Genomic DNA, 24,659 nt, shown 5'->3' on the forward strand with positions numbered 1-24,659 from the left:
AATTATTTGAGTAGAACACTCATTCCGACACGCAATCCTTGAATCTCTGTCGTAGGATAAGCTTCAACCTCGAAAGTTTTCACATCATAACCTTTATTTGCGCTTGTCGCTCTCCATGTCGCAAAGTCTCCCATTGCTGCAACATAGGTTATTTCAAATTCAGCTTCTGTATTTAATGCAGGAATAAAAGCTTTAAAATGTTGTCCTTTGGGGAAATCTTTGAGGCGATTTTCTGGCACAGAGAAACGAATCCACGCATCTTTCATATCAATCATCATTGCCACAGGGAATCCGCTCGGAGCAAGTTCGCCTTCGTGTAACAAAACATTGCTTATTTCCCCATTAGCTGGGGCAATAGCTTGAGTATCTTTAGCATAGCTTTCTACTTCATTGACTTGCCCCGCAGCGGCATCTTCTTTGGCTCTTGCAGCGGCTTTTGTTTCATTAGTCGCACCATCTAAAGCGATTTTGTATTGTTGATAGGCGACATTTTCGTTATGTTTGGCTGTGGTGTAATTTGCATATGCTTCATCGCGTCTTTGCTGACTGATAACACCATCTTTGTAGAGAGATTCGATTCTGTCATAAGTGCTTTTGGCAAGATTTGCCATTGCTTTTGCCCCTTGCCATAAATCTTTAGCTGATTGGATTGTTTCTACCCTTGCTCCTTGATTTGCTTCTGTGCTTAGGGCTTTAGCGGCTTCATATCCTGCTTTTGCTTGTTCTAATTTTGCTTGAAGCTCTGGCGAATCAATACTATAAATCAAATCACCCTTTTTGATACTATCACCCTTTTTGACAAAAATATTCTCAATCCTCCCCGCTACTTTTGAAGAAATAGCATATTCTCGCGCTTCAACTTGTGCATAAATTTTCTCATCTTTAGGCTGATAAGCACGCACAAAACTTACCGCGAGCCAAAGCAAAAATGCCAATGCAATGAAGACAAGAGCTATTATTTTGATGCTAAAATGTTTCATAAAACTCCTTTGTCATTGAAAGAATCGATAAAAATCTTCGATATTATCACTCAAAGCCATCAAACGCGCAAGAGAAATAGCATAATTATAAGCAATGGTTTGTTGCTCAATCAACGCTAAAGATAGCATATTTCTTGCATCACTCACTTCGGCACTGGTGCTTATGCCTTGTAAGAATGCTTTTTCTCGAAGTTTCAGATTCTCTTTAGCAAGTTCAATTGAAGAATCAAGGCTAAAATATTGCTGTTTATAAGATAAAACTTCATTATAAGTCTTTTCGCAAAGCGTTTTTAAGTCCTTACGCGCTTGGGCAGTCGCGTAGTTTGCTTCTAATGTGGCGATTTTACTTGCTTGATACTTTTGGATTCTCCCTGTGGGTGTGATGAGCGACCATTTTGCACCTACTCCTACAAACCAATTTGGTATGCTTTTTTCAAGTATAGAGCTTTGGTCATTGACCATATAGCTTCCAAATAATGCTACTTCGGGCAAAAATGATGAAAATTCCATACGCGTAAGCTGTTCGCTTTGTTTGATTTTATTGTCCATTATTTGCAAGGCAGGATAAACATCAAGGGTTTGAGAGATGAAATATTCAAGAGGCTTAAGTGTTTTTTCATTATCAATCTTGATTGATGAGATGAGTTTGGTAGGCTCGGTCAGATTCTTAGAATCAATATTCAAGATAGAATCAAGTGCCATTCGTGCAATCACAAGCGAGTCATTTGCCTTTTGGACATTGATTGTCGCTTTATCGTAATTCACTTGTGCTTGAAGCACTTCTAAACGCGCTATTTGCCCTTTTTCTTGCAGTTTTTGAGCATTTTCATAATGTGTGAGATGCCCTTCTTGGCTATCTTGCAGAGTGTGCAGAATCTGTTCATTAAGCACAACACCATAATAAAGCTTGGACAAATCCTCAAATAAGCTTAATTTTTTCAACTTAAGAGCTAAAAGAGAATCTTGATACATAAGATCAGATATTGCATTAGCAAAATAACGTTTGCCACCTGTGAAAAGCGGATAAACGATATTTAAAGCTCCAGCAGTGATGTTTTGATCTTGGATTGTGATAGGTTGTGAGAGACCTTGTAACAAAGGGGCAAGGGCAGGCATACTTGCACCTAGATTCCCCAAATTGTCCATTGAAGAAAACAAATGTAAATTGATCGGATCTTGTAATCGCACATAAAAGGCAGACAATGAGACTTGTGGGAGGTAGATGAGTTTTGTGCCTTGATGAAGTTTTTCTTGTTTTTGTGTGGCACTTTCGGAGGATTTAAGCCCATCATTGTTTGACAATACATATTCATAGGCTTTCTGAAACTCCAAATACTCCGCGCTAAAAGCATTTAAAGCAACCCCTAAAAGGAGCAAAAACCCTTTTATTTTCATAAATATTGCTTCCTTAATTATTGTTTTGTTAGAATGTGAGATTCTAACCAAAAATAGCAAATCAAAAGGGAGTATTTTGCAAACACTAAAAGCATTGCTTGAGTTTCATTATCATCAACGAAATTGTGCTGATGAATTGAGTTTATCACGACCCGATCCTTTGTGGGTTGCTAAAAATTACACACAAAGTCCTTATTTTGATGAGATTGCTTTGATTTGTGCGCTTTTGTCTTATGGCAATGCAAAGATGATTGTGCAGACGCTCCAAAAGCTTGATTTTTCGCTTTTAGAATCTCCTCAATTAAATACTATTGATAGTGCGGAGTTTCCTTATTATCGATTCCAAACCGCATGTGATATTAGAGAAATTTTTATCATTATGAGTAAGATTATTGCGCAAGGCGGTATTAAGCAGTATTTTGTGGATTCTTATAAGCACACGCCTAAATATCTTCTCAAATCTTGGAATCTTAGCTCTAATCCTACGCATTGCCGTATGATTTTTGCCATTTTTTCTTGTATCCAGAAGTTGCGATCTTTGCAGACTTATGCGAGTAAAGGTTTGGATTTTCTGATAGGAAAGCCTTTTGTTTTTGATAGTCCTTATACACAAAAGCTCAAAAATACTTCGCCTTTGAAGCGGTGGAATATGTATTTGCGCTGGCTTGTGCGGTGTGATGAAATTGATATGGGTTTTTGGAATGATCAGATTCAGCCCTCTAGCCTTATCTTACCTCTTGATACGCATACTTTTGCACTTTGTCATCAGCTCAAAATCCTCTCACGCAAAAGCTATGACCTTCAAAGCGCATTAATGGCGACAGATTCACTAATAAAGATTGACAAAGATGACCCGATTAAATACGACTTTGCGCTGTATCGTTTGGGACAATTTAAGATTCTCTCTTAATCATTGCTCTAATGTTTTATCGACAAAATCTTTACAGAATCTATCAGTGAGTGTGCAGTAGATTCTCGGATTTATATCAAGGCTGATAGGGTCAATAAAAAACGCTAAATGAGAAGAGCCAATATGAGCGACTAGTCTTTGATTCTCAAATGAAAAGTAGCACGATGAAGAGGGTGTTTGCATTGTGTAAAGAGAATCTTGGACAAAGGTTTTGTCAATTGGGCTTGAGCGCATAAACATTTGCGTGTAGTATTTAGAAAGATTTTCTTGAGTGTGAGTGAGTTTGGATTTGAGACGCAAAATACACATTCGTTCTTGGACATTTCCCATATAATGCAGACTTATTTTTAAAAGAATTGCAATAATCACAATAAAACAAATCAATTCCAGCGCACTAAATGCACCTCTTGTTTGTTTAGAAAATTGCATTAGAACGACTAAGAGGAATCTCGCGTCTTGTTTGATGACGTTCTAAAAGTTTGGTGCATAGGCTAGAATCGGCTTTAGGTTGGATTTCAAAGATGAGGTTGCCATTTTCTTGTGTGAGCGTAATGCAATCATTTGCACTATCAATGCTGTTGTTTTTGGCTAATTTGATTCCGTTACCTTGAGCAATCCAGCGCGAGGGACTTAATCCTGCAATATCAATCATCATTGTCCCATTAAGGGTGGTTGGCTCAAGATTCTGACTAAACACTTCGCGTTGGATTGTGTTAATCGCGCCGACAATATCACTTTCTATGGCAATGAGCTGTGCATCACTTCGCGTGAGAGATAATCGTGGCAATGCAATTGCGGCGAGAATCCCTAAAATAATAATCACAAAGACAAGCTCCATCATACTGAAAGCTTGTCGCATATCAATCTTTCACACTTAAAAGATAAGGAGGAAGCACAAAATCAATCATACCTTTTCCTGCTAGACCTTGTGTAGCTGATTCGTGATCAAGCTCATTGTTAAGATGGAATCGTATCAAAATGCCCTTAGGGAACGCACTATTAAAATACGGACAAAGGTATTTGGCAAATGATTCTAAATCAGGCTGATGTCCTACGATGAGGATATGGTGAGCTCGTTTGAAAGTAGGTGTTTGTGTAAGTTTGAGATAGCCCTCCAAACCACAATCTGGCACAATATCTCCGCTTAAAAGAATCTTCGCTTTTTTGTATTTTTTTTCAATCGGCTTGAGCGTTTGTTTTGTGCGTTTGGCAGGGGAGCTGATAAGTGTGTCAAATGTAAGGTGATGACTGACAAAATGTGCAATATCCTTGCTTTGAGATTTTCCAAGTTTGCTTAAAGGGCGGAGCAAGTCATTTTTATCCCCACGCACACGGAATTCTTCCCTGCTGATTGTATCTGCATGTCTTAAAAGTGTAATTGTTTTCATTTTTTATTTTTTCTCCAAGATTTGATCAATCATCATCATTACAAAATCTGCACTGCGTTTTGCGGAACTCTCTAAAAATTCATCAAAATTCACATCAGCCTTACCATCAGCACTATCGCTAATAGAGCGCAAAATACAAAAGGGCACTTTGAGTAAGTCGCATACGACAGCGACTGCCGCACCCTCCATCTCAACAGCACTTGCTCCAAAGTGTTGGATAATCCATTGTTTTTTGCCACTATCAGCGATAAATAAATCTCCTGAAGCAATGATACCCTCTTTGAGATTGATGTGTTGATTCTGTGCGACACGATGCGCGATTGCATTAAGCGTCTCATCAGATTCTATAAAAACACGACTTTCGGGAATAAAGCCTAGAGGGTGTCCAAATGCTGTAATATCGACATCATATTGACAGAGTTTGCTCCCTAGAATCAAGTCGCCAATATGCAAATCCGGGCTCAATCCACCAGCCACACCGCTAAAGATAATTTTTTCACACTGAAAATGCAGTATCATCGTGCTGCAAGTGAGTGCAGCATGGACTTTTCCAATTTTGCTATAAGCAATATAAATCGTATGTCCGCCGATTTTTACTTCATAGTAAGTATTTCCCCCGATATTTTTGCTTTCATAGTGTTTTAGTCGTTCGAGTAATGGAGTGATTTCTTCTACCATTGCTCCTATAATCCCTATAATCATTTTGTCTCCTTAGTTGTTTTTCAATGATTCTAAGCATTCTTGCAAACTCGCAAGATTCCCAATATTCCAAGTGGGTTTTGGCGTAAGTCGTTTATTAAGACCTTTAAGGACATTGCCATGACCAAATTCAATAAAAACATCAATCTCATCGTGAATTTTTAGAATTGATTGTTTGTAAAGCACCGGTTGGGTAAGTTGTTTGCCAAGCAAAGGGATTGCTTGTGATTTAGTATTATATTCTTCAAGTGTGGCATTAGAAAGTATGGGATTGCTAAAATCAGTATTAAGTGTTTGTTCTAAAAGTGTTTCAAAATCTTTAACGGCAGATTCTAGCATCGGACAATGGCTTGCGACCGACATAGGAAGTAGAAGAGCTCTTTTTGCTCCTAAAGCTTTAATGGCAGATTCTACACTTGATAAATGAGCTTTGCTCCCAGCCAATACGATTTGCCCATCGCCGTTATAATTCGCACACCATATATCTTTTCCATTGGTTTGTTGTTCTTGGCAGAATGCTTCTAGTTTAGAATCTTCTAATCCTACGACAACCATCATTCCTGCATCTTTATTTTCACATGCTTTTGCCATTAATGCCCCGCGTTTGTGTGTGAGCTTGATACCATCGGCAAAGTTTGCCCCATTACTCATCACAACTGCACTCACTTCTCCCAAAGAATGCCCCATTGCAATGCTAGGCAAGAGAGGATATTCATTTTGGAGGATTTGGTGCGCGACATAGCTCACAAGGAAGATAGCGGGTTGAGTGTATTGTGTCAATGCAAGTTTATCATTTTCCTCGAATAAAAGCTCTTTCATATCAATATTCATTGCATCAGATGCTTCCTCAAAAAGCTCTTTTGCAAGAGTGAAATTCTCATAAAATTCTTTGCCCATACCGATGCTTTGTGAGCCTTGCCCGGGAAAAATAAATGCGTATTTCATACTTTTGTCCTTAAATAAATTTCATTTACCAAAGTCAAGATTGTAGCATTATTTTGCTTTTATTTTCTAGCGTTAAGTGTATTTTTATGATTTTTTGTTAGAATTAGCGTTCTTTAATTTTTCAAAAGGACAGGTGGGTGAGTTGGCTGAAACCACATCCCTGCTAAGGATGCGTAGTCGCAAGATTACCGAGGGTTCGAATCCCTCCCTGTCCGCCACTTTTGTTTAAACTTACTTTATTCCGCGTAATTAAAATTTCCTTGTAAAATAAGTTTTCTCCATTTTGATTTTAAGCATTTATGCTTTGTTCAAGCATCAAAGTCATTTGCTTAATTTATAGAATCTTCATAATTTTAGATTCTAAAGGATACTTATCTCACACTAGAATCTTCAGCTTTGTAAAATATCAAAAACAGAAAATATGCAAAAAAATTAAAATTACATATTGTAATTTTAATTTTTTTCAGATATTATTCCCGAAATTTATAAATTATCTAAGGATTAAAATGAACAGACGACATTTTATTTTGACTTCTAGTCTATTGCTTTCCTCATTTACTTTGCCATTTTCATTGTATGGCAATGATTTTAAAAGTTTGAAAATCGGTTATTTGCCCATCACAGATCATTTGCTGATTATTGCCAAAGAAGTAATGAAATCACCTTTTACTCCTGTCAAATTTGCCTCATGGGTGGAATTGAGCGAAGCTTTGCGTGCAGATTCTATCGATGGTGCATTTATTTTGACACCTTTGAGTCTAAAGCTTTATTCTCAAGGTGTTAATCTTAAGGCTTTGATAGCTGCTCATCGCAATGGTTCGGCATTGATTGTCAAAAAGGGTCTAATCCTTTCTTCAGGCAAGAGAGATATTCATGTGCTTAAAGGATTAAAAATCGCCATACCTAGCAGATTCTCTACGCATTATCTCTTACTTACAAATTTACTGAAAGACAATGGTTTATCTGTAAAAGATATTCAATTGATTGATATGTCTCCTCCAGAGATGCTCTCTGCACTAGCATACGGCAATATTGATGGATTTATTGTGGCTGAACCTTTTGCTATCAGCGCAGAAAATCGTGAAATAGGTGATGTGTGGATTCTGTCCAAAGATATTATAGATTCACATATCTGTTGTGTGCTTAGTTTTAGGCAAAGTGTGTTAGAGCAAAGGAGACAAGAAATTGTGCAAATAATACGAGACTTTGCACGATGTGCATTATGGATAAAAAACAACCCGCAGCAGAGTGCGTATCTCTCTATAAAGTTTTTAGGACAAAAAGCTCCGATTATTGAGAATCTGTTAGCACAAGATAAAAGAGTGATTTATGAATCTCTTGCTTTGACACCTAAGGACATTTCTCGTGTCTTGCAAGATATGCAAGAATCTCATATCAGTAATGAAAAAATTGCACATCTTACATTTAAGGACTTTGTAGATTCTTCTTTTATAGAGGAGGTGTCCTTATGAAGATAATTTCCCTACGAATCGCCTCTGTGGCTTTGGTGATAGTATTTTTGGCGATATGGCAGTTTTTGGCAGTGAAGTTTGCTAATCCACATTCAATCCCGCCATTTAGCATTGTTTGGGAGACTTTTTTGGAAATGCTTAAAAGCGGTGTATTACAAGAAGCTATCAAAGATTCTCTAAAGCGATTTGTCATCGGGCTAAGTATCGGAGCAAGTAGTGCTATTGTCATCGGGCTGATTTTAGGACGATATGCGAGTTTGGAGATTCTCTTAGAACCTTTTATCCAGCTATTCAGACCTATTTCACCTATCGCGTGGCTTCCTATTATTGTCTTATGGCTTGGAATCGGTGAAAGTGGGGCGATTTTTGTTATCGCTTATGCGGTGTTTTTCCCTGTGTTATCCTTATGTATTGCTGGTGTGCGCTCAATCAATCCTACACTTTTAAAAATGGCAAAAAACTTCGGTGCAAACGAGCGGTTGATTTTTACTTCAATTATTTTACCCGGGGCATTTTTACATATCGCAAGTGGATTAAAACTCGCTGCTTCTATTGCTTGGATTCACCTTGTGGCTGGAGAAATGCTCGGGATTCAAAGCGGATTAGGGTATTTGATTATTGATGGGCGCAATCTTTTGCAGATTGATCAAGTCATCGTTGCAGTGATTTGGATAGGGATTTTAGGCTATGGAATCTATGCGGGATTTAATGTATTAGAAAAATGGATTCGTAAGAGTTTAGGAGAAAAAAATGATTGAAATCAAAAACTGCTCAAAATTTTTTGGCACAACCAAAGCATTAGATTCTGTAAATCTAAGTATCAAAGAGGGAGAATTCATCGTGCTTTTGGGTGCAAGTGGTTGCGGCAAGACAACGCTTTTAAATGCTATTGGTGGATTTTTGGATTTTCAAGAAGGTGAGATGATTATTGATAATCAAAGCTTTACCCAAAGAAGCAAACCCAAAGATTGTATTAAAATCTTTCAAGATTACGCGCTTTTGCAATGGAAAAATGCGCTTGATAATGTCGCTTTTGCGCAAGAAGCTAAGGGAAAGAGCAAGAAAGTAGCGCGAGAGTTAGCATTGGAATATCTTAAACTTGTGCATTTAGAAAAATTTGCCGACAAATTCCCATCTCAACTTAGCGGCGGACAAAGGCAAAGAATCGCTCTTGCTAGGGCTTTGTGCGCTAAGCCAAAGATTCTGCTTTTAGATGAGCCTTTTTCTGCGTTGGATAATTTTACGCGTAATAGTTTGCAAAATGAGCTTTTGGATATTTCACATCATCTCAAAACAACGATGATTTTTGTAACGCATGATATTGAAGAGGCGATTGTTTTGGGCGATAGAGTGGTGATAATGTCGCCAAATCCCGGAAGAATTGTCGCAGATATTCCTGTGCGTGTTGATAAGCAAGACAGAAATTCTTTGCGATTCGTGCAGCTTAAAAGAGAGATTGCCGAATATCTCAAAACCTATCGCTTTGAAGTGGAATATCAGATTTAGTATTCCACTAAGAATCCTAGAACTTTGAGAATCTCTTTAGGATTCTTAAAGTTCTAGGATTTGAACCTAGAAAAAATTTACAAAAAAAGGATAAAAAATGAAAATTGTTCAAACAAGTTGCACGAGATTAGACCCGATTGATAAAGCAGGTTTAGAGGGATTAATTAAGGCAGGTAAAGAGAATCCAAATGTGATTAAAACGCTCAAATGTAAGACGGTTGCAGAGGGAAAATTCCGCCACGCAAATTACATTCGTGATTTGCCAGCTTATATTGTCGATGAGCCACCAACACTTCTTGGTGAAGATACCGCTCCTAACCCAAGTGAAGCACTTTTGGCTGCACTTGGGAGTTGTTTGGCAGTAGGAATCCATGCAAATGCGATTGCTCAAAATATCGTGATTACCAAACTTGAATTAGAGCTTGAGGGGGATTTGAATATCACGGCTGTGTGGGGAACAGGTGATTTGAGTAAGGATAAGCCATTAGGCTTTACTGATGTGCGCGTGAAAGTGATTTTAGAATCTAATGCTGATGAAAAAACACAACAAGAGCTTATCGCCCACGCGACTAAATATTCACCGGTGGCAAATACAATTTTGCGTGCGGTGAATCTCGGAGTGTCGTAATGGATTCGCTTACACCTATTCTTGAAAGGTTGCACAAAGATGTTGTTGCGATTCACAAAGGATTCTATCCGCGATCTATTCTTGTAGAATTAGGCAAGGCTGGAGCTTATCAATCGTTTTTGACGCAAGGAGAAAAGGGGCTAATGGAAGCCATAGAAGTCATTGCTCAAGTGTCTTGCGTTTGTGGCAATACGGGATTTTGTGTGTGGGCTCAAGAAGCCCTTGCGTGGTATCTTTATAATAGCGCAAATCCAGATTCTGAACTTTTTGCGAAAGTCTCACAAGGAGCGATTCTCGGTGGCACAGGGCTTTCTAATCCCGTGAAATCTTTTGCCGGATTGGAATCTATCAAGCTTAAAGCGAGTAAAGTGTCAGGAGGATACCTTATCAATGGCACTTTGCCTTGGGTGTCCAACATAGAGCAGGGGCATTATTTTGGTGCGATTGCCAAAGTGGAATCAGATGAGCCAACAGAATCTCCCCATTATGTGATGGGTATTGTAGAATGTAATGGGACAAGTGTCGCCTTGAAAGAAGAGATTAAATTTTGTGGGCTTGAAGGTTCTGCGACAAAAAGTGTGATACTTAAGGATTACTTTTTGAGTGCAAAGCGCATTATTAGCGATCCTTTAGAAGCAAAGCTTCCGCAAATTATGCCCGGGTTTGTCTTGCTTCAAATAGGAATTGCACTAGGTTTGATTCAAAGTGGGATAGATAAAATCACGAAAGAATCACATAGCAAAAACGGCGTGAATGCTTATTTGCCGATGAATTTAGAGAATCTTATCTCGCAAAAAGATTCACTATTAAAACGCACGCAAACCCTAGCACAAACACCCTTTGATACGCGTAAGGAATATTTTCACGATGTTTTGCAGTTAAAGAGTGATTGTGCTTCGCTTACATTGCTTGTAGCACAAAATTGTATGCTTGCTACGGGGACAAAAGGATATTTGCAAAATTCTTTAGCTTCGAAATTATTAATAGAATCATATTTTGTAGCGATTGTAACGCCCTCTATCAAGCATATTGCAAAAGTTTTAGAATCCTAGAAGCCTAAAGCTTTTAGTCCTCAAAGATGCCATTCAGATTCTAAGACATTAATAAAAAACATTAAGTCTTAGAATCTTGGCATATCTTTATGTGTTTTACTTAATATCCCTAAAACCTCTTCTTATTCACATCATCTAAAATATCTTTAGCAACCTTATCTACTCTCTCACTGATTTCAGAGCTTGCATTAGCAATCTCTACATTCTCTTGTGTAACAGATTCTAAATGAGAGATAGCTTCATTGATTTGAGTAACACCTGTGGTTTGTTCTCTAATGCTTTCTCCCATATCATTGATAGATTGCACGAGAAGATTTGTATTGGCTTCTATTTCTCCTAAAGACTTTTGAGTTCTTTCTGCAAGTTTTCTTACTTCATCAGCAACGACTGCGAATCCTCTGCCGTGTTCTCCTGCTCTTGCTGCTTCAATAGCTGCATTAAGAGCTAAGAGATTGGTTTGGTCTGCAATGTCTCGGATAATACCAATCACACTCTTAATGTCTTCACTTTGTTGAATCACTTCTCCTGTCTTACCACTGACATTTTGCATTGATGAAGTGATCTCTTCTACTGCTTGAGCAGTTTGTTCTAAACTGCTTGCTTGAGAATTAGTAAGGTTAGTAAGATTAGTAACTGCTTCTGCAAGAGACTTTGCTTCTTCAGAAAGTGTGTGAGCAAAATCAGAGCTTGTGCGAAGCATTTTTCTGATTTCTTCTCCTAATGTGTTGGTTACGACTTCTACTCTTCCGTTAGCATTTTTTACTTCTGTGGTAAAGTCTAATTTGGTGTAGGAGTCAAAGACTTCCATGAGTTGTGGTAAATCTTTTCCCACAGAAGAACGAAGTAATTCTAAGAGTTCGTTTATAGAATCTTTAAGCGTATTGAGTTGAGGATTGAATCCTACTAAAGTGATATGCTTAGTTGCATAACCTTTTTTAGCTTCTTCAATAGCAGAAAGAGAATCTTTGACAAGTGCTTGATCTTGCTCTAGTCCTTTTTGTGTTTTTTCAATGTTGTCGTTGATGGCATGTGAGATTTCACCGAATTCGTCTTTAGTTTTGACATTTGGGAGTTGAGGAATGGTTTGAATCTCGTAATTCAAATATTTAAAAAAGTCTAAAAGCCCACATTTAATTTTTTCTAAGGGTTTTAGCATCGTTTTAATGATAAAGAATAAAATCGCACTGCCTGCGAGAATCAAGATAACAGCAATGACAAGAACCTCAAAGAATACTTCATTCACAGCCTCTGTGTAATTATTGATATTTGCTGCGGAGACAATTGTCCAACCAAATGGAAATTGTTTAAAATAAGCGGTTCGTGTAGCCCCTCTGTGTTCATATACTAAATGCCCCTCTTTATTGCCTTGCTCTAAAGTTTTGGTCAAGGCAATTTCTACAGGCAAAGGGTCTCTTGTGGGATCGTTTGTCAATGTCGTATCTTCATGTGAGAAAATTTTACCTGTGCTGTCTGCAATAAAAATATTTAAACTTGGCAATTCTGGGCGTTTAAAGTTTTTAAATCGTTCTTGGAATCCTTCCACAAAAATATCTACACCAATCACCCCGGCAAATTTGCCATTTTTGATTAAAGGCATAGTTGCAGTAGCGAGCTTTTTCCCCTCATGCTTACCGGTTGTGGAGGTATAAACAGGAGTAACAATAGGAGCATTTGCTTTTTTGGTTTCTACATACCATGCGCTTGTCCGCTTATCAGGCTTGTTGATGTCCCATGTATTTGATAGTTTTGAGTGATTTTCATCTGGATATTCTGTGAGCATTTTTCCATTGCTTTCATAGACGACATAAACAGCAGGATATTTGATTAGCTCTGCAGCGTCAAGTAAAGCCTTTCTTTGAGGCAAAATATCTTCTTCATCATAATGTGATAGGATATCGGCAATCATTTTTAGATGTTGCTGTGCTTCAATATTCATTGTTATGTTAATGGTCGTGTAAGACGAAGCGAGACTAAGTTGTTGTAAGCTTGAAAAAACTTCAATTGTATTTTTTGATGTGCTTTTGTAGTTGAAAATACTTACTATGGTCAGCAGTATTACCACAATAACAACAACTGTGGCTACAATCTTAGTTGTTACCGATCTAAACATAATTTTGTCCTTTAAATTTTAAAATTTTCTATCGCAAAAAACACTTTGTTTTAAAAAACAAAATGCAATTCATTATACCTGAAAAAATTAGTTAGTTTTATAAAATATACAGAATCTAAAAGATGTTATAGGATATTTTTCGGCTAAGTATCAATTTTGTAACAAAAACCCTTGAATCTTTCCCCCATAGTCAATATTAAAGTTTTAACTTTATTGATTTCCCTGATGTATTGTTCGCTTGTCATGGATTCTTTAAAAGATTCTAAGAGGTCAAATAAACGCATTTTGTGAATGAGAATCTGTGCTTGTGTATCTTGAAAAACACGCGTGAAGTGATGATATTTAAAGAATCTATCAAGTAGAGACAAATTGACATCATAAGTTATGTCTGCTTTTTGATAGAGAGTCTGAAAGTCTCCATTTTGTTTGAGAAAATTATCAAGATTCTCGACTTGATGAGAGGCATAAAATCTCACATCACGCGCATCGCCAAAGGCATTATCATAATATCCATAATCAAAGCTTAAAAAATAAGCTATTTTGTAAGATTGGCTTATAGTGGCGATGTGTGCAATAAAATCTTCCCAAAAAGGCAGCACACCGCTAGAAATATTATAGTCTTGCGCTTTTTGAGCAATATCTTGAGGGATAGGATTCCAAATACCATGCCATTGATTCTTTTCGCGTTGAATGCAGAGCATTTGTGTGGGCGTGATGACTTCACACTTGAAACTATCGAAAAGTTCATTGCTCACGAAAATAAGACTGCTTTGCTTTATAGAAGGGTCATCAAGAAGCATATCAAGATGATTGTGAATCTTAAAGGTAGTCTTTTGGGAGAGTTTGAGTGCGTTGAAATGGGAGTGTTGGGCTTCTTGGAGTGTTAAAAAGGGTTCGATAGTGCAGAATTGACATTGAGGCAAAACATTAAGACTTAGAGCGTCTAAAAATTGCACAATATCAGAGAGCAAGTAGCCCTTATCTGCACCAATTTCAACGATTGTAAGTGGTAAGGTGAGATGAGAATCTTCTAGTAAGCTTAAAATGTATTGCGCAATCGCACCGCCAAAAAATCGGCTGACACTTACCGAAGTATAAAAATCCCCCTGTTTTCCGACACGATGAGGATTTGCATAGTAGCCTTTTTGTCTCTCTTGAGATGATGAAAGAATATGAGATTCTCGTTCTTTGTTTGTATGCCCATAGAGACTTTCTTGCATAAATTCGCCAAAGCTTATGATACCCATAAATCTCCTTTGGGAAAGCAAATCGCAAGATTGCGATTTTATGCTTGGATAGTGTTGAGAGCGTTATGAAGACGCGAAAAGCCCTCTTTGATTTCTTCTTGACTAATTGTAAGAGCAGGAAGAAGGCGCACGACACCTTTGCCGGATTTAAGCACAAGCACACGATGTTTGAGCGCAGCGGTAATAATATCTTTTTGGAGTGTTTCATTTTTCGCGCTTAGCCCACACATTAAGCCTATGCCAACTTTATGATTGAACAAATGAGGGAATGTTTGCAGGAGATTATCAAGCTCTTGATGAAAAGATTCTATAGTGTGAGTGAGTGCGCCGCTTTCGTGGATTTCTCGGAGAATCTCTAGCGTCTCTATACCTGCAGCTGCGGAGAGGAAATTCCCCCCAAAGGTGCTCCCGTGATCACCCGCTTGAAAAATATCCGTGAGTGTTGTAATGACTGCTCCAATAGGCACACCACCGGCTAAACCTTTGGCAGTGCTGATAATGTCGGGATTAATACCATAAAGTTTTGATGCGAAAATCTCACCACTGCGATAAATGCCGCTTTGCACTTCATCAACCATCAGTAGAATATTGCGAGCTTTGAGTTCGGAAGCGAGTTTTTGTATTTTTTTCTTGTCCATAGGAGATATGCCACCTTCTCCTTGAATCAACTCAATCAAAACGCCACAAGTTTGAGAATCGACACAATGGATTATATCATCAATATCTTTTGCACGCACGAATCCATCGGGATAAGGACCAAAATGTTGGTGCATTTTGTCTTGCCCGGTGGCTTTCAATGAGGCGATAGTCCGACCATGAAAGCTTGATTCTAAAGTAATGATTTTGTATCGCCCTTCTTTTTCGCCAAATAAGCGAGCAATTTTTATCGCACATTCATTTGCTTCTGCTCCAGAATTGCAGAAAAATGCCCGCATAGGATCGGTAAAATCTGAATCTTGTCGATAGAGTTCGATGAGCTTTTGGGCGAGCCGCGCTTGAGGTTCAATATAGTAGAGATTGGAGGTGTGCAAAAGATTCTGTGCTTGGTCGGCAATCACCTTTGCTAGACGAGGATTGGCATGTCCTACACTACATACGGCGATGCCCGCACCAAAATCAATATAATCTTGCCCTTGTGTGTCATAAAGGGTAGCATTTTGACCGCGTATGAATGCTACCTTAGAGCGTGCATAAGTGTGAAGCACATAAGTATCGTCAAGTGCTTCGATAGTTTGTAGATTGGGATTCATCACAAAGCCTCCTTAAATTATGAAAATGCGACAATGATTCTTAAATATGTGAATAATTGTCCTATCCTTATTAAAAGTTTTGGAAGCAATCTTAGTCAAAAAAGCTTTAAAGGTTATTGAAGATTTTTTTGACAAATCTTAACAAACTCTTGATAATACTTCCACGATTCTACAATATCAGGGCGTTTATTTTGCACATCTTCGAGTGATTTTGCAAGATTTTCTTTTATCTCTTTGCGCAAATTTTTATGCTCATCTTTTTTGAGGTATTCTAAAATGTCTTGAGGTGTTATGAGTGCTGCCTTGATACGCGCTAGTTCATTGTGATAAGCAGCAATATATCCAGCCAAAAATTCCTTAATGCGTGTCAATAGTTTAGCATTTGCCTTTAAGGTAGATAATTCTTCATTTTTTATCAGAATCCTAATCTCGCGGTATGATAATGGCGTCTCAAAGGTGAAGTCCGTGATGTCTTGATAAGATTCTCTTTGTTCTTGTGTAATGCGCTGCTTCAAGGTCAAAACAATCTCAATTCCACCCTTTAAACTTAGGCTTGTTAAATCTTCTGTGGTTTTCTCAATATCATTAGGGTGGGCATATAAAACCACAGGAAAGTGCATAAATTCTCCCGTATTGTTGTTGATTCTACCCTCAAAGATATATTTATCTTCAAGTTTGGGCGGAGTAAAGCCAAACTGATTGGCAAGCCTTATCCAAGTATCAAATGCCTTGTCTTTGGAAATCTCACTCATATCTATGTATTCTATGTGAGTAAGATTCTTAAGATATTCTAGTCGTTTGTAAAATGATATGCTTTGATTTTGCCAACCTGCGTGGGAATAAATATATAATGAGCTAATGAGTGGCACTTTAGAGCTAAATAATGATGACGGATTCTCTGTATGGCAAGCCGCATAAGAAAGCGTAGGAAAAAGATCTTTATAATGGCAGGTGAGATTAAAGCGTTTAGTAAGTGGTGTGCAATCCCAGCTATCAAGATGATTAAGAAAATGTTTAAAAGTTTCTATCGGATCTCTGACATTACAAATTGCGGGGACTTTTTTATCAATCAATGCACAAAACTTTGCGTGGCTTGGTGTGAAATATTCATGCACACTGATAAGATTGTAGGCATTAGGATTTGTTAAAAGAGCATGATAACAAGGGATATAGTGCGTCTTTTTATCATCTTGCGTAGTCCATTCTTGATTAACATTGTTGATTTTGCAGAGTTCCATAAACTTACGATAGGCATTATGTCCGTTCCCATCAAGTTTAAGCCATATTAAATCATAATATGGTGGCAAAGGCAAATTCATCTCCCAAGCTAATTCTGCAGGAATATTTAAATAATCTATGTTCTTAGGATTTAGTAATGGCGGATAAGGGTGATTTGTGTCTAAATATTGCTCTTTACATTCTTTAGATTCTAGCCATTGTAAAATATCTTGTTTCAATATAAATGCTAAGCTTTTGGAATGAGTGATTAGAATCTTGTATTTTCTTAAAGTGCGGTAGATTCTCCATTTTTCTTTGAAACTCTTAGGATTTTGTGAATGCAAAATCAAATAAGGCATTTGTAAAGATTGATAAAAAACTTGGCTTGCAATCTTTTTCTTTATCTTTCTTGCTTTATAAGCTATGGCAAACTTTAAACCAAATCTTTTATGAATCTGACTTCCTTTACTCATTGGGAATCCTTTGAGATAAAGAAACAAGCGAGATGACATCAGAAAATAGTAAAAGGATTGACAAACAAAACACAAAAAAGAGAAAGAAAAAAAAGAAAAGTGTGAGAAGACAGAGAGGATTAGCTAAAGTTTGTGATGCCCCCCCCCCATTAATGACTTTATATGTGCAAATCATGACATTATCCTTTCAAGGCAAAAATAAAAAGCAATAGTAGCGAAAAAGGCTTAAGGGCGAGATAAGATTCTCCACCAATTCTTTGGAGGGTTTCAATCAGGAAAATTTTAAGAAAAACTACCATTCATTTTGTTTGAGAAGTGCAAATTTTGGAGTGATTTTTGCTAGAAGATTTGTCATTGTTGAATCTAAAAATAATCAAAATAATATCGTGAGGTTGGTATGCAGCTACAATCTAACTATGCTTTAATGCACGGAAATAATCATTACGCGCGCATCAATTCTAAAGATGAAAAATCCACCGCTTTACAAGACAATGAGAGTTTGGAAAGAGCGCAAAAGTCAAAGAGCCAAGATACAATCACAGAATCCACCCCCGAATCAACGCAGACAGACATTCAAGCAAATGCGACTAGTGGGAGCAAAGAGATAGATGCTTACTTTGCACAGATAGAGGAAAAAGAAGAGCATGATCAATCGCAACAAGAACACAAAAATCGTATTACTTATGGGCTTAAAGTGCTGGAATTAATGAGTGATGAGGAATATAGGGCTTTTTTGTGGGCGACAGAGGGTATGAATGATTCTGAAAAGTTATTAATGGCGCAAAGTCTTTATCGTTTTACAGATTTTTATCAGGGTAAAGCGCAACAAGATACTCCTGTTGATTTGCAAATGCGTTATGCTTATCGGGCATTTGGCATAGAGAATACAATGATTGAAGACTTTATTGAACGCTACAAGAATGCTTACGCAAAAAATGTGATGCTTAATCTTGATTTTACTCCCATTCAAACTTAAAACTTGACTTTTAAACACTTTTTTCTTACAATTACCGCTTTTATCTTTCATTACAAAACAAACTAATGTCAGGGTAGCTCAGCTGGTTAGAGCGCTGGTCTCATAAGCCGGAGGTCGGGAGTTCAAGTCTCCCCCTTGACACCATCACTTGACAATCTCAAATAATCTACAATTTTTTAGAATCCCCGAATCTTCCGCAATCTGCTTTAGATTCTAAAACACAAGAGATTTTGCGTAAGTTACCAAAATACCCTTAAGATTGATTACAGAATCAAAATATCACAGCGTTAAGATTTTGTCATATTTTTTGTTTATAATGAAATTCTACTTAAAATTAAAAAGGAGACAATGATGAGAAAAATAATTGCCGGAATGGTGATTTTTGGTGCAATTGCAAGTGCTGCGACAATTGACACTTCTAAAGCAGTAGTGAAATGGACAGCTTATAAAACCCCTGCAAAAGTTGCGGTAACAGGGACTTTTGATGATGTAGTGTTTAAGTTTGGCACACCTAATAAAATCAGAAGTTTGGAATCTCAACTCAATAATGCTACAGCTACAATGGATATTTTAAAAGTAAATCTCAATGATGAAGGGAAAAACGAAACTGTTAAAGCAAACTTTTTTGAACATTTTGCAAAAAAAGATCCTATCAAAGTAACTTTTAAAGATGTGATTGAAGGCAAGGATAAAGGAACAATTCTCGCAAGTGTCAAAATGAATGGCAAAACAAATAAAGTGCCTATGTCTTATACAATCACTAAAGGTTTGCTTGTCGCTCAAGGTGTGATTGATATGGGTGAGTTTGGTTTAGAAAAAGCACGAGCGTCATTGCAAGATGCGGTTTTAGATCTCCACGAAGGTATCACTTGGTCGCAAGTAGGCATTGCGCTTGAAGTCCCTGTAAAGTAACTATCGACAAGATATTAAGTCTAAACCTAGATTCTTTAGAATCTGGGTTAGCTTTATTTTTTAAAGAACCCCTTCCCCCATTAATAAATGACAATGTCCTAAAAGCAGCCTTAGGCTGTCAATACAGACAAAAATATTTAGTAGATTATTATTTTCTGTATATAATTGCATTATTAAGATTTTTAAGCCAAAAGAGGTATGTGAATGAATCTAATCCATAGTATCAATGATTTTAATGAAGCCAAGCAAGTGATTCCCGGTGGTGTAAATTCGCCGGTGAGAGCTTTTGGTTCAGTAGGAGGAGTGCCACGATTTATTGCGCGTGGAGAGGGGGCTTATATCTATGATGAAGATGATAATGCTTATATTGATTTTGTGCAAAGCTGGGGACCTTTGATATTTGGGCATCGTGATAGTGAGATTGAGCTTGCTCTTTTAGAATCTGTCAAAGACGGGTTAAGCTTTGGCGCACCCACAGAGAAAGAAACAACCCTTGCAAAACAGATTATTTCAATGTATGAAGGCATCGAAAAAGTGCGACTTGTAAGCTCTGGCACTGAAGCGACAATGAGCGCGATTCGCCTCGCGAGGGCTTTTAGTGGCAAAGATGATATTATTAAGTTTGAGGGTTGTTATCATGGGCATTCGGATAGTTTGCTCGTGTCTGCTGGGAGCGGTTGCGCGACTTTTGGAGCACCAAGCTCGCCGGGTGTGCCAAAAGACCTCTCTAAACACACTCTTGTAGCACGATACAATGATATAGAATCTGTGAAAAAATGTTTTGAAGAAAGTCAAAATGTGGGTTGTGTGATCATCGAAGCATTGGCGGGAAATATGGGATTTGTCCCTGCAGACAAGGCATTCTTAACACAACTAAGAGATTTGTGCAATAAATATGATGCGCTTTTAATTATCGATGAGGTGATGAGCGGTTTTCGTGCTTCGCTTAAGGGTGCATTAGGTGTTTATGGAGTGGAAGCAGACTTAGTAACTTTTGGTAAGGTGATTGGTGGAGGAATGCCTCTTGCTGCATTTGGGGGCAAGGCGGATATAATGGATATGCTTTCTCCTGTGGGTGCAGTGTATCAAGCAGGAACATTGAGTGGGAATCCTATCGCCGTTTCTGCAGGACTCGCGTGTTTGTTAAAGCTCAAAGCGCAACCCGAAATTTATCAAAGACTAGATTCACTTGCAAAGCAGCTTACTCTTGGACTTAAAGAGATTGCGCAAAAATTTAAGATTCCTTTACAGGTCGATCATCGAGGCAGTATGTTTGGATTCTTTTTTAATGACAAAATAGTCAAAAACTTTGATGATGCCAAAAGAAGTGATACAGCAATGTTTGCCAAATTTCATCAAAAAATGCTAGAAAAGGGTGTGTATTTTGCATGTTCGCAATTTGAGACGGGCTTTATTTGCACACCGATGAATGAGGCATTGATTCAAGAAGTGCTTGAAAAAGCCGAACAAAGTTTTGATGAGATACTTTATGAGCAATAATTCTCAAGAACAAAAAGAATCACAAGATTCTCAAGATACACAGCCAAAATTTGCCAAAGTCGTTTCAGGCGCAAATGACTTGAGTGTAGGTATTTCAATCGTTGTAGCGGTGTTATTAGGTATCGGTATCGGCATTGGTTTGCAAAAACTCACTGGAATCCGTTGGCTTTTTTGGCTTGGTGTAGCTTGGGGGGTTGCAGCGGCGATTCTCAATCTTTACAAAGCCTACAAAAGACAACAGAGAGAAGCACAAGAGCTTGCAAATAATCCTCGCTACACCTATAAACCTCAAGATGATGACGATGATGAGGATTAGAGATTGTTAGTTATCGGTATGTGTGTGTTAATCGGGATAGCATTAGTGGGTGGTGCGATTAGCGCGTTGTTTGGTTTTGCATCTTTTGCGAGCTTTGAAGTAGCGTTTTTGGGCGTTGCATTTATCATTTTGAGCTCATTTTTATCGGTCTATCGTAAGGTGCAAAGTGAGCAGTCTTTAAGTAATGTAATGCCAGAAGATTCTAAAGCTGCAGAGATTAATAGTGAGAATCTAGCAGATTCTCACAATGAAAATGAAGACAATTCAAAAAAATCTCAAGGTGTTTCAAAATTTATCTTAGGCACACAAATTAGCTTTTCTTTCTTAAGAATCTTAGGCTATATTGCATTGACAGGTGGAATATGGTTTTTAATCAAAAATGCTTTGTTTAGTATGCAAAGTTTTTCGATTGGGCTTGTTTTAGCGATACTAAGTTTAGTGGGTCTTGGCGCATTGAAAATTTTAAAAATGGCAAATTTTAAGCTAGATTCTATACAATGGCGAATAAAAAAATGACGAAGGAGTAATATTATGGAACGATTTAAATTATTTGTAGATGAATACCAAAAGAGCCCTCAATATCGAGAACCTCTTGGTTTTGGTATCGCACGCGTAGAAATTGGCAAGAAGTCAAAAGAAATTTTAAGTGCGACTTATCCTGTGCTTAATTGGCAAGGTGAGAATCTTGGCACTTATGCGGTGCTTTGCGAAAGTGCGAAAGCAAGTGATAGTGTCATTTTAGAATCCGAAAATGAAGCGATTTATGGCGTCAATCAAGCATTTATCGAAAAAGCACTTGAAATTTATAGCCCATTCTTGAGTGAATCGCTCAAAGATGATCAAACGCACAAAAATATTCAAGTTATTCTTGAATTGCAAAAACAAGCTAAAAAAGGCAAGCTTAGGACAAAAGGCGGCAGGGCGCGGTATCATTTTTGCGTGATTTATCGTGATAAGAAATGTGAAAGTGTGCAATCTGCTTATCTTAAACTTCTCGCGCTTTCTTTGGGGAAAGCCCCTTTGCGTTCTTTGCAACTTGATGGAATTTTTGGTTTATTGCAAAATGTCGCTTGGAGTGGTAATAAACCCTATGAGTTGGAGTGGTTGCGTGAAAATGAGATTCGTTTAAAAATCGAAGGTAATTTCCCAGCGATTGATTTTGTGGATAAGTTTCCACGATATTTGATGCAGGTGATTCCACAATATGACAATATTCGCTTGTTAGATTCTGCAAAGACGCGTTTTGGTGCGTATTTAGGCACAGGTGGATACACGCAAATGCCCGGAGCAAGTTATGTGAATTTTAATGCCGGAGCGCAGGGGGCTTGTATGAATGAAGGGCGCATTAGCTCTAGCGTAGTCGTGGGTGAAGGCACAGATATTGGCGGTGGAGCAAGTATTTTAGGTGTGCTTAGTGGAGGGAATTCAGAGCCTATCACAATCGGCAAAAATTGTCTTTTGGGTGTGAATAGCTCGACAGGTATTAGTTTGGGTGATGGGTGTATTGTCGATGGTGGTATTGCTGTGCTTGCAGGCGGTGTGTTTTATATCAAACCCGAAGAAGCGCAAAAAATTGCTCAAATCAATGATACTTTTGTCATCAAAGAAAGTCATCTTTATAAGGGGCGTGAGCTTTCGGGTAAAAATGGCATTCATTTCCGATGTGATAGTCAAAGTGGCAAAATGATAGCTTTCAGGAGTGATCGCAAAATAGAGCTCAATCAAGATTTACATTGATTTGTGCTGTATTTGGTATTATTTTTGCTTTAGTCTGCAAAAATATTCTTAAATTCAGGAAGGCATAATGAAAAAAATATGGCTGTTGTCGGTTTCTTTGGTGATAGTAGTAAGTTTGGGATATAGCGAACCTCAAGATACTCAAGGAGCGACAATTCAAACAAGCCCTACAGAGAATGGATTCCAATCAGCTGCAAATGCTCCCGATTCTCTTCCTTTACCCCCTTTAGCAAATAATGATATGCCGAGTTTGCTAGGCTCGCAGCCTCTCACACCGGCTAATCAAATCGGAGGCGCACCCATTGAAGATATGCTTGAAGTCGTAAATGAATCCAATACTTCTTTAAAACTTGCTATGGATTTTGCAAAATCAGGTGATTATCAAAGCGCACTTGATCTTTTTGTGCGTTCTTGCGACCAAGGCAATGCAGCGGGTTGTTTTGGCTCGGGATTGATTTATATGTATGGGGCAAGTAGTGGTGTGCCTGACCCACAAAAGGCTGTCGATTTTTATTACAAAGCTTGCACGGGTGGAGATGCAGTCGCTTGTGCGAATCTAGCTATGGCTTATGATAATGGCGATGGAGTAAAAGAAGACAAAGCACAAGCCTCTCAATTGTATGTGGTAGCTTGTCAAGGCGGAGATTCTCTAGGTTGCACCAATGCAGGCTGGATGTATGCTAATGGCGTAGGAGTTAAAAAAGACTATCAAAAAGCATTGGCGTATTATAATAGCGCGTGTCAATTGGGAAGCGATTTGGGTTGTTATAATCTTGGATTGATGAGTAATACTTACAATGTCTATGGTATGACAAGAGATAAGATGAGCTATGTCGAGATGAATTATGTCGCATGTCAGCAGGGTGATATTGTGGGCTGTGGAAATCTCGGCTGGATGTATGCCACTGGCTCAAATGGAGCAGAGCAAAGCTATTACAATGCTGCAAAATATTTTACTTTGGCGTGTGATAGTGGGCATATTCAAAGCTGTAATAATCTAGGTGTGCTTTATGATGGAGGTCTTGGCGTCCGACAAGATAAGAGAAAGGCAACAGAGCTTTTTGGTTTGGCTTGTGATTATGGGATAGAATCAGGCTGCCATAATTTTTCTTTAATGCGCACAAGAGGCACTGTTAGTGGTGGAATCAGGGCATCGGGTAAATAAAGGTATGCGCTTAAACCAATATATTGCTCATCACACTAAATATTCAAGACGCGAAGCCGACAAGCTTATCATAGAGGGGCGCGTCAATATCCAACGAAGTAAAGCCACACTTCAATCAGTTTTACTTGAGAATCAAAATGTTTATATTGATGGCAAGAAAATCACACCGCAAGAGAATTATACTTGCATCGTGTATCATAAACCCAAAGGTGAGATTGTCAGCAAACGCGATGAACGCGGGAGAAGAGTAATTTATGATACTTTAGAATCTAAATTTAGGCATTTTGTAAGCGTGGGGCGACTAGATTTTGCAAGTGAGGGGGTTTTGATTCTCACTGATAATAAAGTGATTGCTAAAACACTTATGGAATCTGCTCTGCCACGCACCTATATTCTGAAACTTAGCGGTGCGCTTACTTCAGAGGTTATAGAGGCGATGCAGAATGGGCTAAAATGCGATGATGCACGCGCAGGTGGGCATGAAAAAAGTAAAATCATCGCTATGGAATTTGCGCCCTTTGAATCTTATGAAGTGATAAAAAGCGATAAAAAATATACTAAATTAAAAGTCAGCATCACAGAGGGGAAAAATCGTGAATTGCGGAGATTCTTTGCTCATTTTCATTGCGAGGTTTTGGATCTTAAGCGCGTAAGCTATGGATTTGTGCATCTTAATGCTTTGCCTTGTGGGAAGAGTCGATTTTTTACAAAAGATGAATACAAAGCTTTACGCGACTTTATGAAAAAAACTTCTTCTCTATCAGATTAATAACAAAAATT

Annotated in this window: 26 protein-coding genes and 2 tRNA genes; 16 read left to right on the forward strand and 12 right to left on the reverse strand. The window is 38.1% G+C overall.

Going from position 1 to position 24,659, the window contains the following annotated elements:
- Positions 1 to 2 precede the first annotated feature (2 nt).
- Together LS68_RS05700 and LS68_RS05705 are read right to left on the reverse strand one after the other, a co-directional pair.
- Complete coding sequence (locus LS68_RS05700; RefSeq protein ID WP_034372860.1) at positions 3 to 980, reverse strand: efflux RND transporter periplasmic adaptor subunit; 978 nt, start codon at positions 978 to 980, stop codon at positions 3 to 5.
- A 12-nt stretch (positions 981 to 992) separates the two neighbouring features.
- Positions 993 to 2,375: a TolC family protein gene (locus tag LS68_RS05705; protein ID WP_138091196.1), complete on the reverse strand. Its 1,383-nt coding sequence runs from the start codon at positions 2,373 to 2,375 to the stop codon at positions 993 to 995.
- A 76-nt stretch (positions 2,376 to 2,451) separates the two neighbouring features.
- On the opposite strand from LS68_RS05705, the gene LS68_RS05710 reads away from it, so the two are divergent.
- Positions 2,452 to 3,285: a TIGR02757 family protein gene (locus tag LS68_RS05710; RefSeq protein WP_052100483.1), complete on the forward strand. Its 834-nt coding sequence runs from the start codon at positions 2,452 to 2,454 to the stop codon at positions 3,283 to 3,285.
- On the opposite strand, the gene LS68_RS05715 is transcribed toward LS68_RS05710, so the two are convergent.
- Genes LS68_RS05715 through fabD form a run of 5 tightly spaced genes read right to left on the reverse strand, consistent with a single transcriptional unit; the run spans position 3,286 to position 6,317 of the window.
- A complete protein-coding gene (locus LS68_RS05715; RefSeq protein ID WP_034372855.1) occupies positions 3,286 to 3,714 on the reverse strand; it encodes a hypothetical protein in 429 nt (142 codons plus the stop codon). It lies immediately after the preceding gene.
- A complete protein-coding gene (locus LS68_RS05720) occupies positions 3,701 to 4,144 on the reverse strand; it encodes a prepilin-type N-terminal cleavage/methylation domain-containing protein (protein ID WP_034372853.1) in 444 nt (147 codons plus the stop codon). Before LS68_RS05720 ends, LS68_RS05715 begins: the two co-directional genes overlap by 14 nt.
- A gap of 1 nt (position 4,145) precedes the next feature.
- The gene (locus tag LS68_RS05725; RefSeq protein ID WP_034372852.1) at positions 4,146 to 4,673 is read right to left on the reverse strand and encodes a phosphoglycerate mutase family protein; all 528 of its coding nucleotides are present in this window, start codon (positions 4,671 to 4,673) and stop codon (positions 4,146 to 4,148) included.
- 3 nt (positions 4,674 to 4,676) lie between these two features.
- On the reverse strand, positions 4,677 to 5,375 hold the full coding sequence (locus tag LS68_RS05730) for a 5'-methylthioadenosine/adenosylhomocysteine nucleosidase (RefSeq protein WP_034372849.1): 699 nt from the start codon (positions 5,373 to 5,375) through the stop codon (positions 4,677 to 4,679).
- A 9-nt stretch (positions 5,376 to 5,384) separates the two neighbouring features.
- Complete coding sequence (gene fabD, locus LS68_RS05735; RefSeq protein ID WP_034372847.1) at positions 5,385 to 6,317, reverse strand: ACP S-malonyltransferase; 933 nt, start codon at positions 6,315 to 6,317, stop codon at positions 5,385 to 5,387.
- Between the two features lie 127 nt (positions 6,318 to 6,444).
- Here fabD and LS68_RS05740 point away from each other — a divergent pair.
- The 6 genes from LS68_RS05740 to LS68_RS05765 all read left to right on the forward strand — a co-directional run bounded on the left by LS68_RS05740 (position 6,445) and on the right by LS68_RS05765 (position 10,975).
- A tRNA-Ser gene (locus LS68_RS05740) sits at positions 6,445 to 6,535 on the forward strand.
- A 288-nt stretch (positions 6,536 to 6,823) separates the two neighbouring features.
- Entirely contained in the window at positions 6,824 to 7,789 is a 966-nt protein-coding gene (locus tag LS68_RS05745) for an ABC transporter substrate-binding protein (protein WP_034372844.1), read from the forward strand.
- Positions 7,786 to 8,547: an ABC transporter permease gene (locus tag LS68_RS05750; protein ID WP_034372841.1), complete on the forward strand. Its 762-nt coding sequence runs from the start codon at positions 7,786 to 7,788 to the stop codon at positions 8,545 to 8,547. The genes LS68_RS05745 and LS68_RS05750 overlap by 4 nt, the downstream gene beginning before the upstream one ends.
- On the forward strand, positions 8,540 to 9,295 hold the full coding sequence (locus LS68_RS05755) for an ABC transporter ATP-binding protein (RefSeq protein WP_034372837.1): 756 nt from the start codon (positions 8,540 to 8,542) through the stop codon (positions 9,293 to 9,295). The genes LS68_RS05750 and LS68_RS05755 overlap by 8 nt, the downstream gene beginning before the upstream one ends.
- A 97-nt stretch (positions 9,296 to 9,392) precedes the next feature.
- Complete coding sequence (locus LS68_RS05760; RefSeq protein ID WP_034372832.1) at positions 9,393 to 9,923, forward strand: OsmC family protein; 531 nt, start codon at positions 9,393 to 9,395, stop codon at positions 9,921 to 9,923.
- Positions 9,923 to 10,975: an acyl-CoA dehydrogenase family protein gene (locus tag LS68_RS05765; protein ID WP_052100482.1), complete on the forward strand. Its 1,053-nt coding sequence runs from the start codon at positions 9,923 to 9,925 to the stop codon at positions 10,973 to 10,975. The genes LS68_RS05760 and LS68_RS05765 overlap by 1 nt, the downstream gene beginning before the upstream one ends.
- A 109-nt stretch (positions 10,976 to 11,084) precedes the next feature.
- On the opposite strand, the gene LS68_RS05770 is transcribed toward LS68_RS05765, so the two are convergent.
- From LS68_RS05770 to LS68_RS09580, 5 genes are all read right to left on the reverse strand, one after another.
- Positions 11,085 to 13,085, reverse strand: a complete 2,001-nt coding sequence (locus LS68_RS05770; RefSeq protein ID WP_138091198.1) for a methyl-accepting chemotaxis protein — start codon at positions 13,083 to 13,085, stop codon at positions 11,085 to 11,087.
- Between the two features lie 143 nt (positions 13,086 to 13,228).
- Positions 13,229 to 14,332: an SAM-dependent methyltransferase gene (locus LS68_RS05775; protein WP_052100550.1), complete on the reverse strand. Its 1,104-nt coding sequence runs from the start codon at positions 14,330 to 14,332 to the stop codon at positions 13,229 to 13,231.
- A gap of 38 nt (positions 14,333 to 14,370) precedes the next feature.
- Positions 14,371 to 15,582 carry an aspartate aminotransferase family protein gene (locus tag LS68_RS05780; RefSeq protein WP_034374136.1) on the reverse strand — a complete coding sequence of 404 codons (1,212 nt, stop codon included), beginning with the start codon at positions 15,580 to 15,582 and terminating at the stop codon, positions 14,371 to 14,373.
- A 113-nt stretch (positions 15,583 to 15,695) separates the two neighbouring features.
- Entirely contained in the window at positions 15,696 to 17,273 is a 1,578-nt protein-coding gene (locus tag LS68_RS05785; protein WP_158621826.1) for a DUF2972 domain-containing protein, read from the reverse strand.
- The gene (locus tag LS68_RS09580; RefSeq protein ID WP_158621827.1) at positions 17,266 to 17,448 is read right to left on the reverse strand and encodes a hypothetical protein; all 183 of its coding nucleotides are present in this window, start codon (positions 17,446 to 17,448) and stop codon (positions 17,266 to 17,268) included. The genes LS68_RS05785 and LS68_RS09580 overlap by 8 nt, the downstream gene beginning before the upstream one ends.
- Before the next feature lie 222 nt (positions 17,449 to 17,670).
- Between LS68_RS09580 and LS68_RS05790 the strand changes: the two genes are divergently transcribed.
- From LS68_RS05790 to LS68_RS05830, 9 genes are all read left to right on the forward strand, one after another.
- Entirely contained in the window at positions 17,671 to 18,249 is a 579-nt protein-coding gene (locus LS68_RS05790) for a hypothetical protein (protein WP_052100543.1), read from the forward strand.
- Positions 18,250 to 18,316: 67 nt separating this feature from the next.
- Positions 18,317 to 18,393: transfer RNA gene (locus LS68_RS05795), tRNA-Met, on the forward strand.
- A 207-nt stretch (positions 18,394 to 18,600) separates the two neighbouring features.
- Positions 18,601 to 19,161 carry a YceI family protein gene (locus LS68_RS05800; RefSeq protein ID WP_034374031.1) on the forward strand — a complete coding sequence of 187 codons (561 nt, stop codon included), beginning with the start codon at positions 18,601 to 18,603 and terminating at the stop codon, positions 19,159 to 19,161.
- A gap of 204 nt (positions 19,162 to 19,365) precedes the next feature.
- Positions 19,366 to 20,661, forward strand: a complete 1,296-nt coding sequence (gene hemL, locus LS68_RS05805; RefSeq protein WP_034374028.1) for a glutamate-1-semialdehyde 2,1-aminomutase — start codon at positions 19,366 to 19,368, stop codon at positions 20,659 to 20,661.
- The gene (locus tag LS68_RS05810; RefSeq protein WP_034374025.1) at positions 20,651 to 20,977 is read left to right on the forward strand and encodes an AtpZ/AtpI family protein; all 327 of its coding nucleotides are present in this window, start codon (positions 20,651 to 20,653) and stop codon (positions 20,975 to 20,977) included. Before hemL ends, LS68_RS05810 begins: the two co-directional genes overlap by 11 nt.
- A 3-nt stretch (positions 20,978 to 20,980) precedes the next feature.
- Positions 20,981 to 21,493: a hypothetical protein gene (locus tag LS68_RS05815; protein WP_052100542.1), complete on the forward strand. Its 513-nt coding sequence runs from the start codon at positions 20,981 to 20,983 to the stop codon at positions 21,491 to 21,493.
- Positions 21,494 to 21,505: 12 nt separating this feature from the next.
- The gene (locus tag LS68_RS05820; RefSeq protein ID WP_199741490.1) at positions 21,506 to 22,714 is read left to right on the forward strand and encodes a 2,3,4,5-tetrahydropyridine-2,6-carboxylate N-succinyltransferase; all 1,209 of its coding nucleotides are present in this window, start codon (positions 21,506 to 21,508) and stop codon (positions 22,712 to 22,714) included.
- 67 nt (positions 22,715 to 22,781) lie between these two features.
- Entirely contained in the window at positions 22,782 to 23,879 is a 1,098-nt protein-coding gene (locus tag LS68_RS09925; RefSeq protein ID WP_034369115.1) for a tetratricopeptide repeat protein, read from the forward strand.
- A gap of 4 nt (positions 23,880 to 23,883) precedes the next feature.
- Positions 23,884 to 24,648, forward strand: coding sequence for a pseudouridine synthase (locus tag LS68_RS05830; protein ID WP_034370767.1), 765 nt, complete (start codon positions 23,884 to 23,886; stop codon positions 24,646 to 24,648).
- The last annotated feature ends 11 nt before the right edge of the window (positions 24,649 to 24,659 follow it).

The organism is Helicobacter sp. MIT 05-5293, assembly GCF_000765665.2.
In the GTDB taxonomy this organism is placed as follows: domain Bacteria; phylum Campylobacterota; class Campylobacteria; order Campylobacterales; family Helicobacteraceae; genus Helicobacter_C.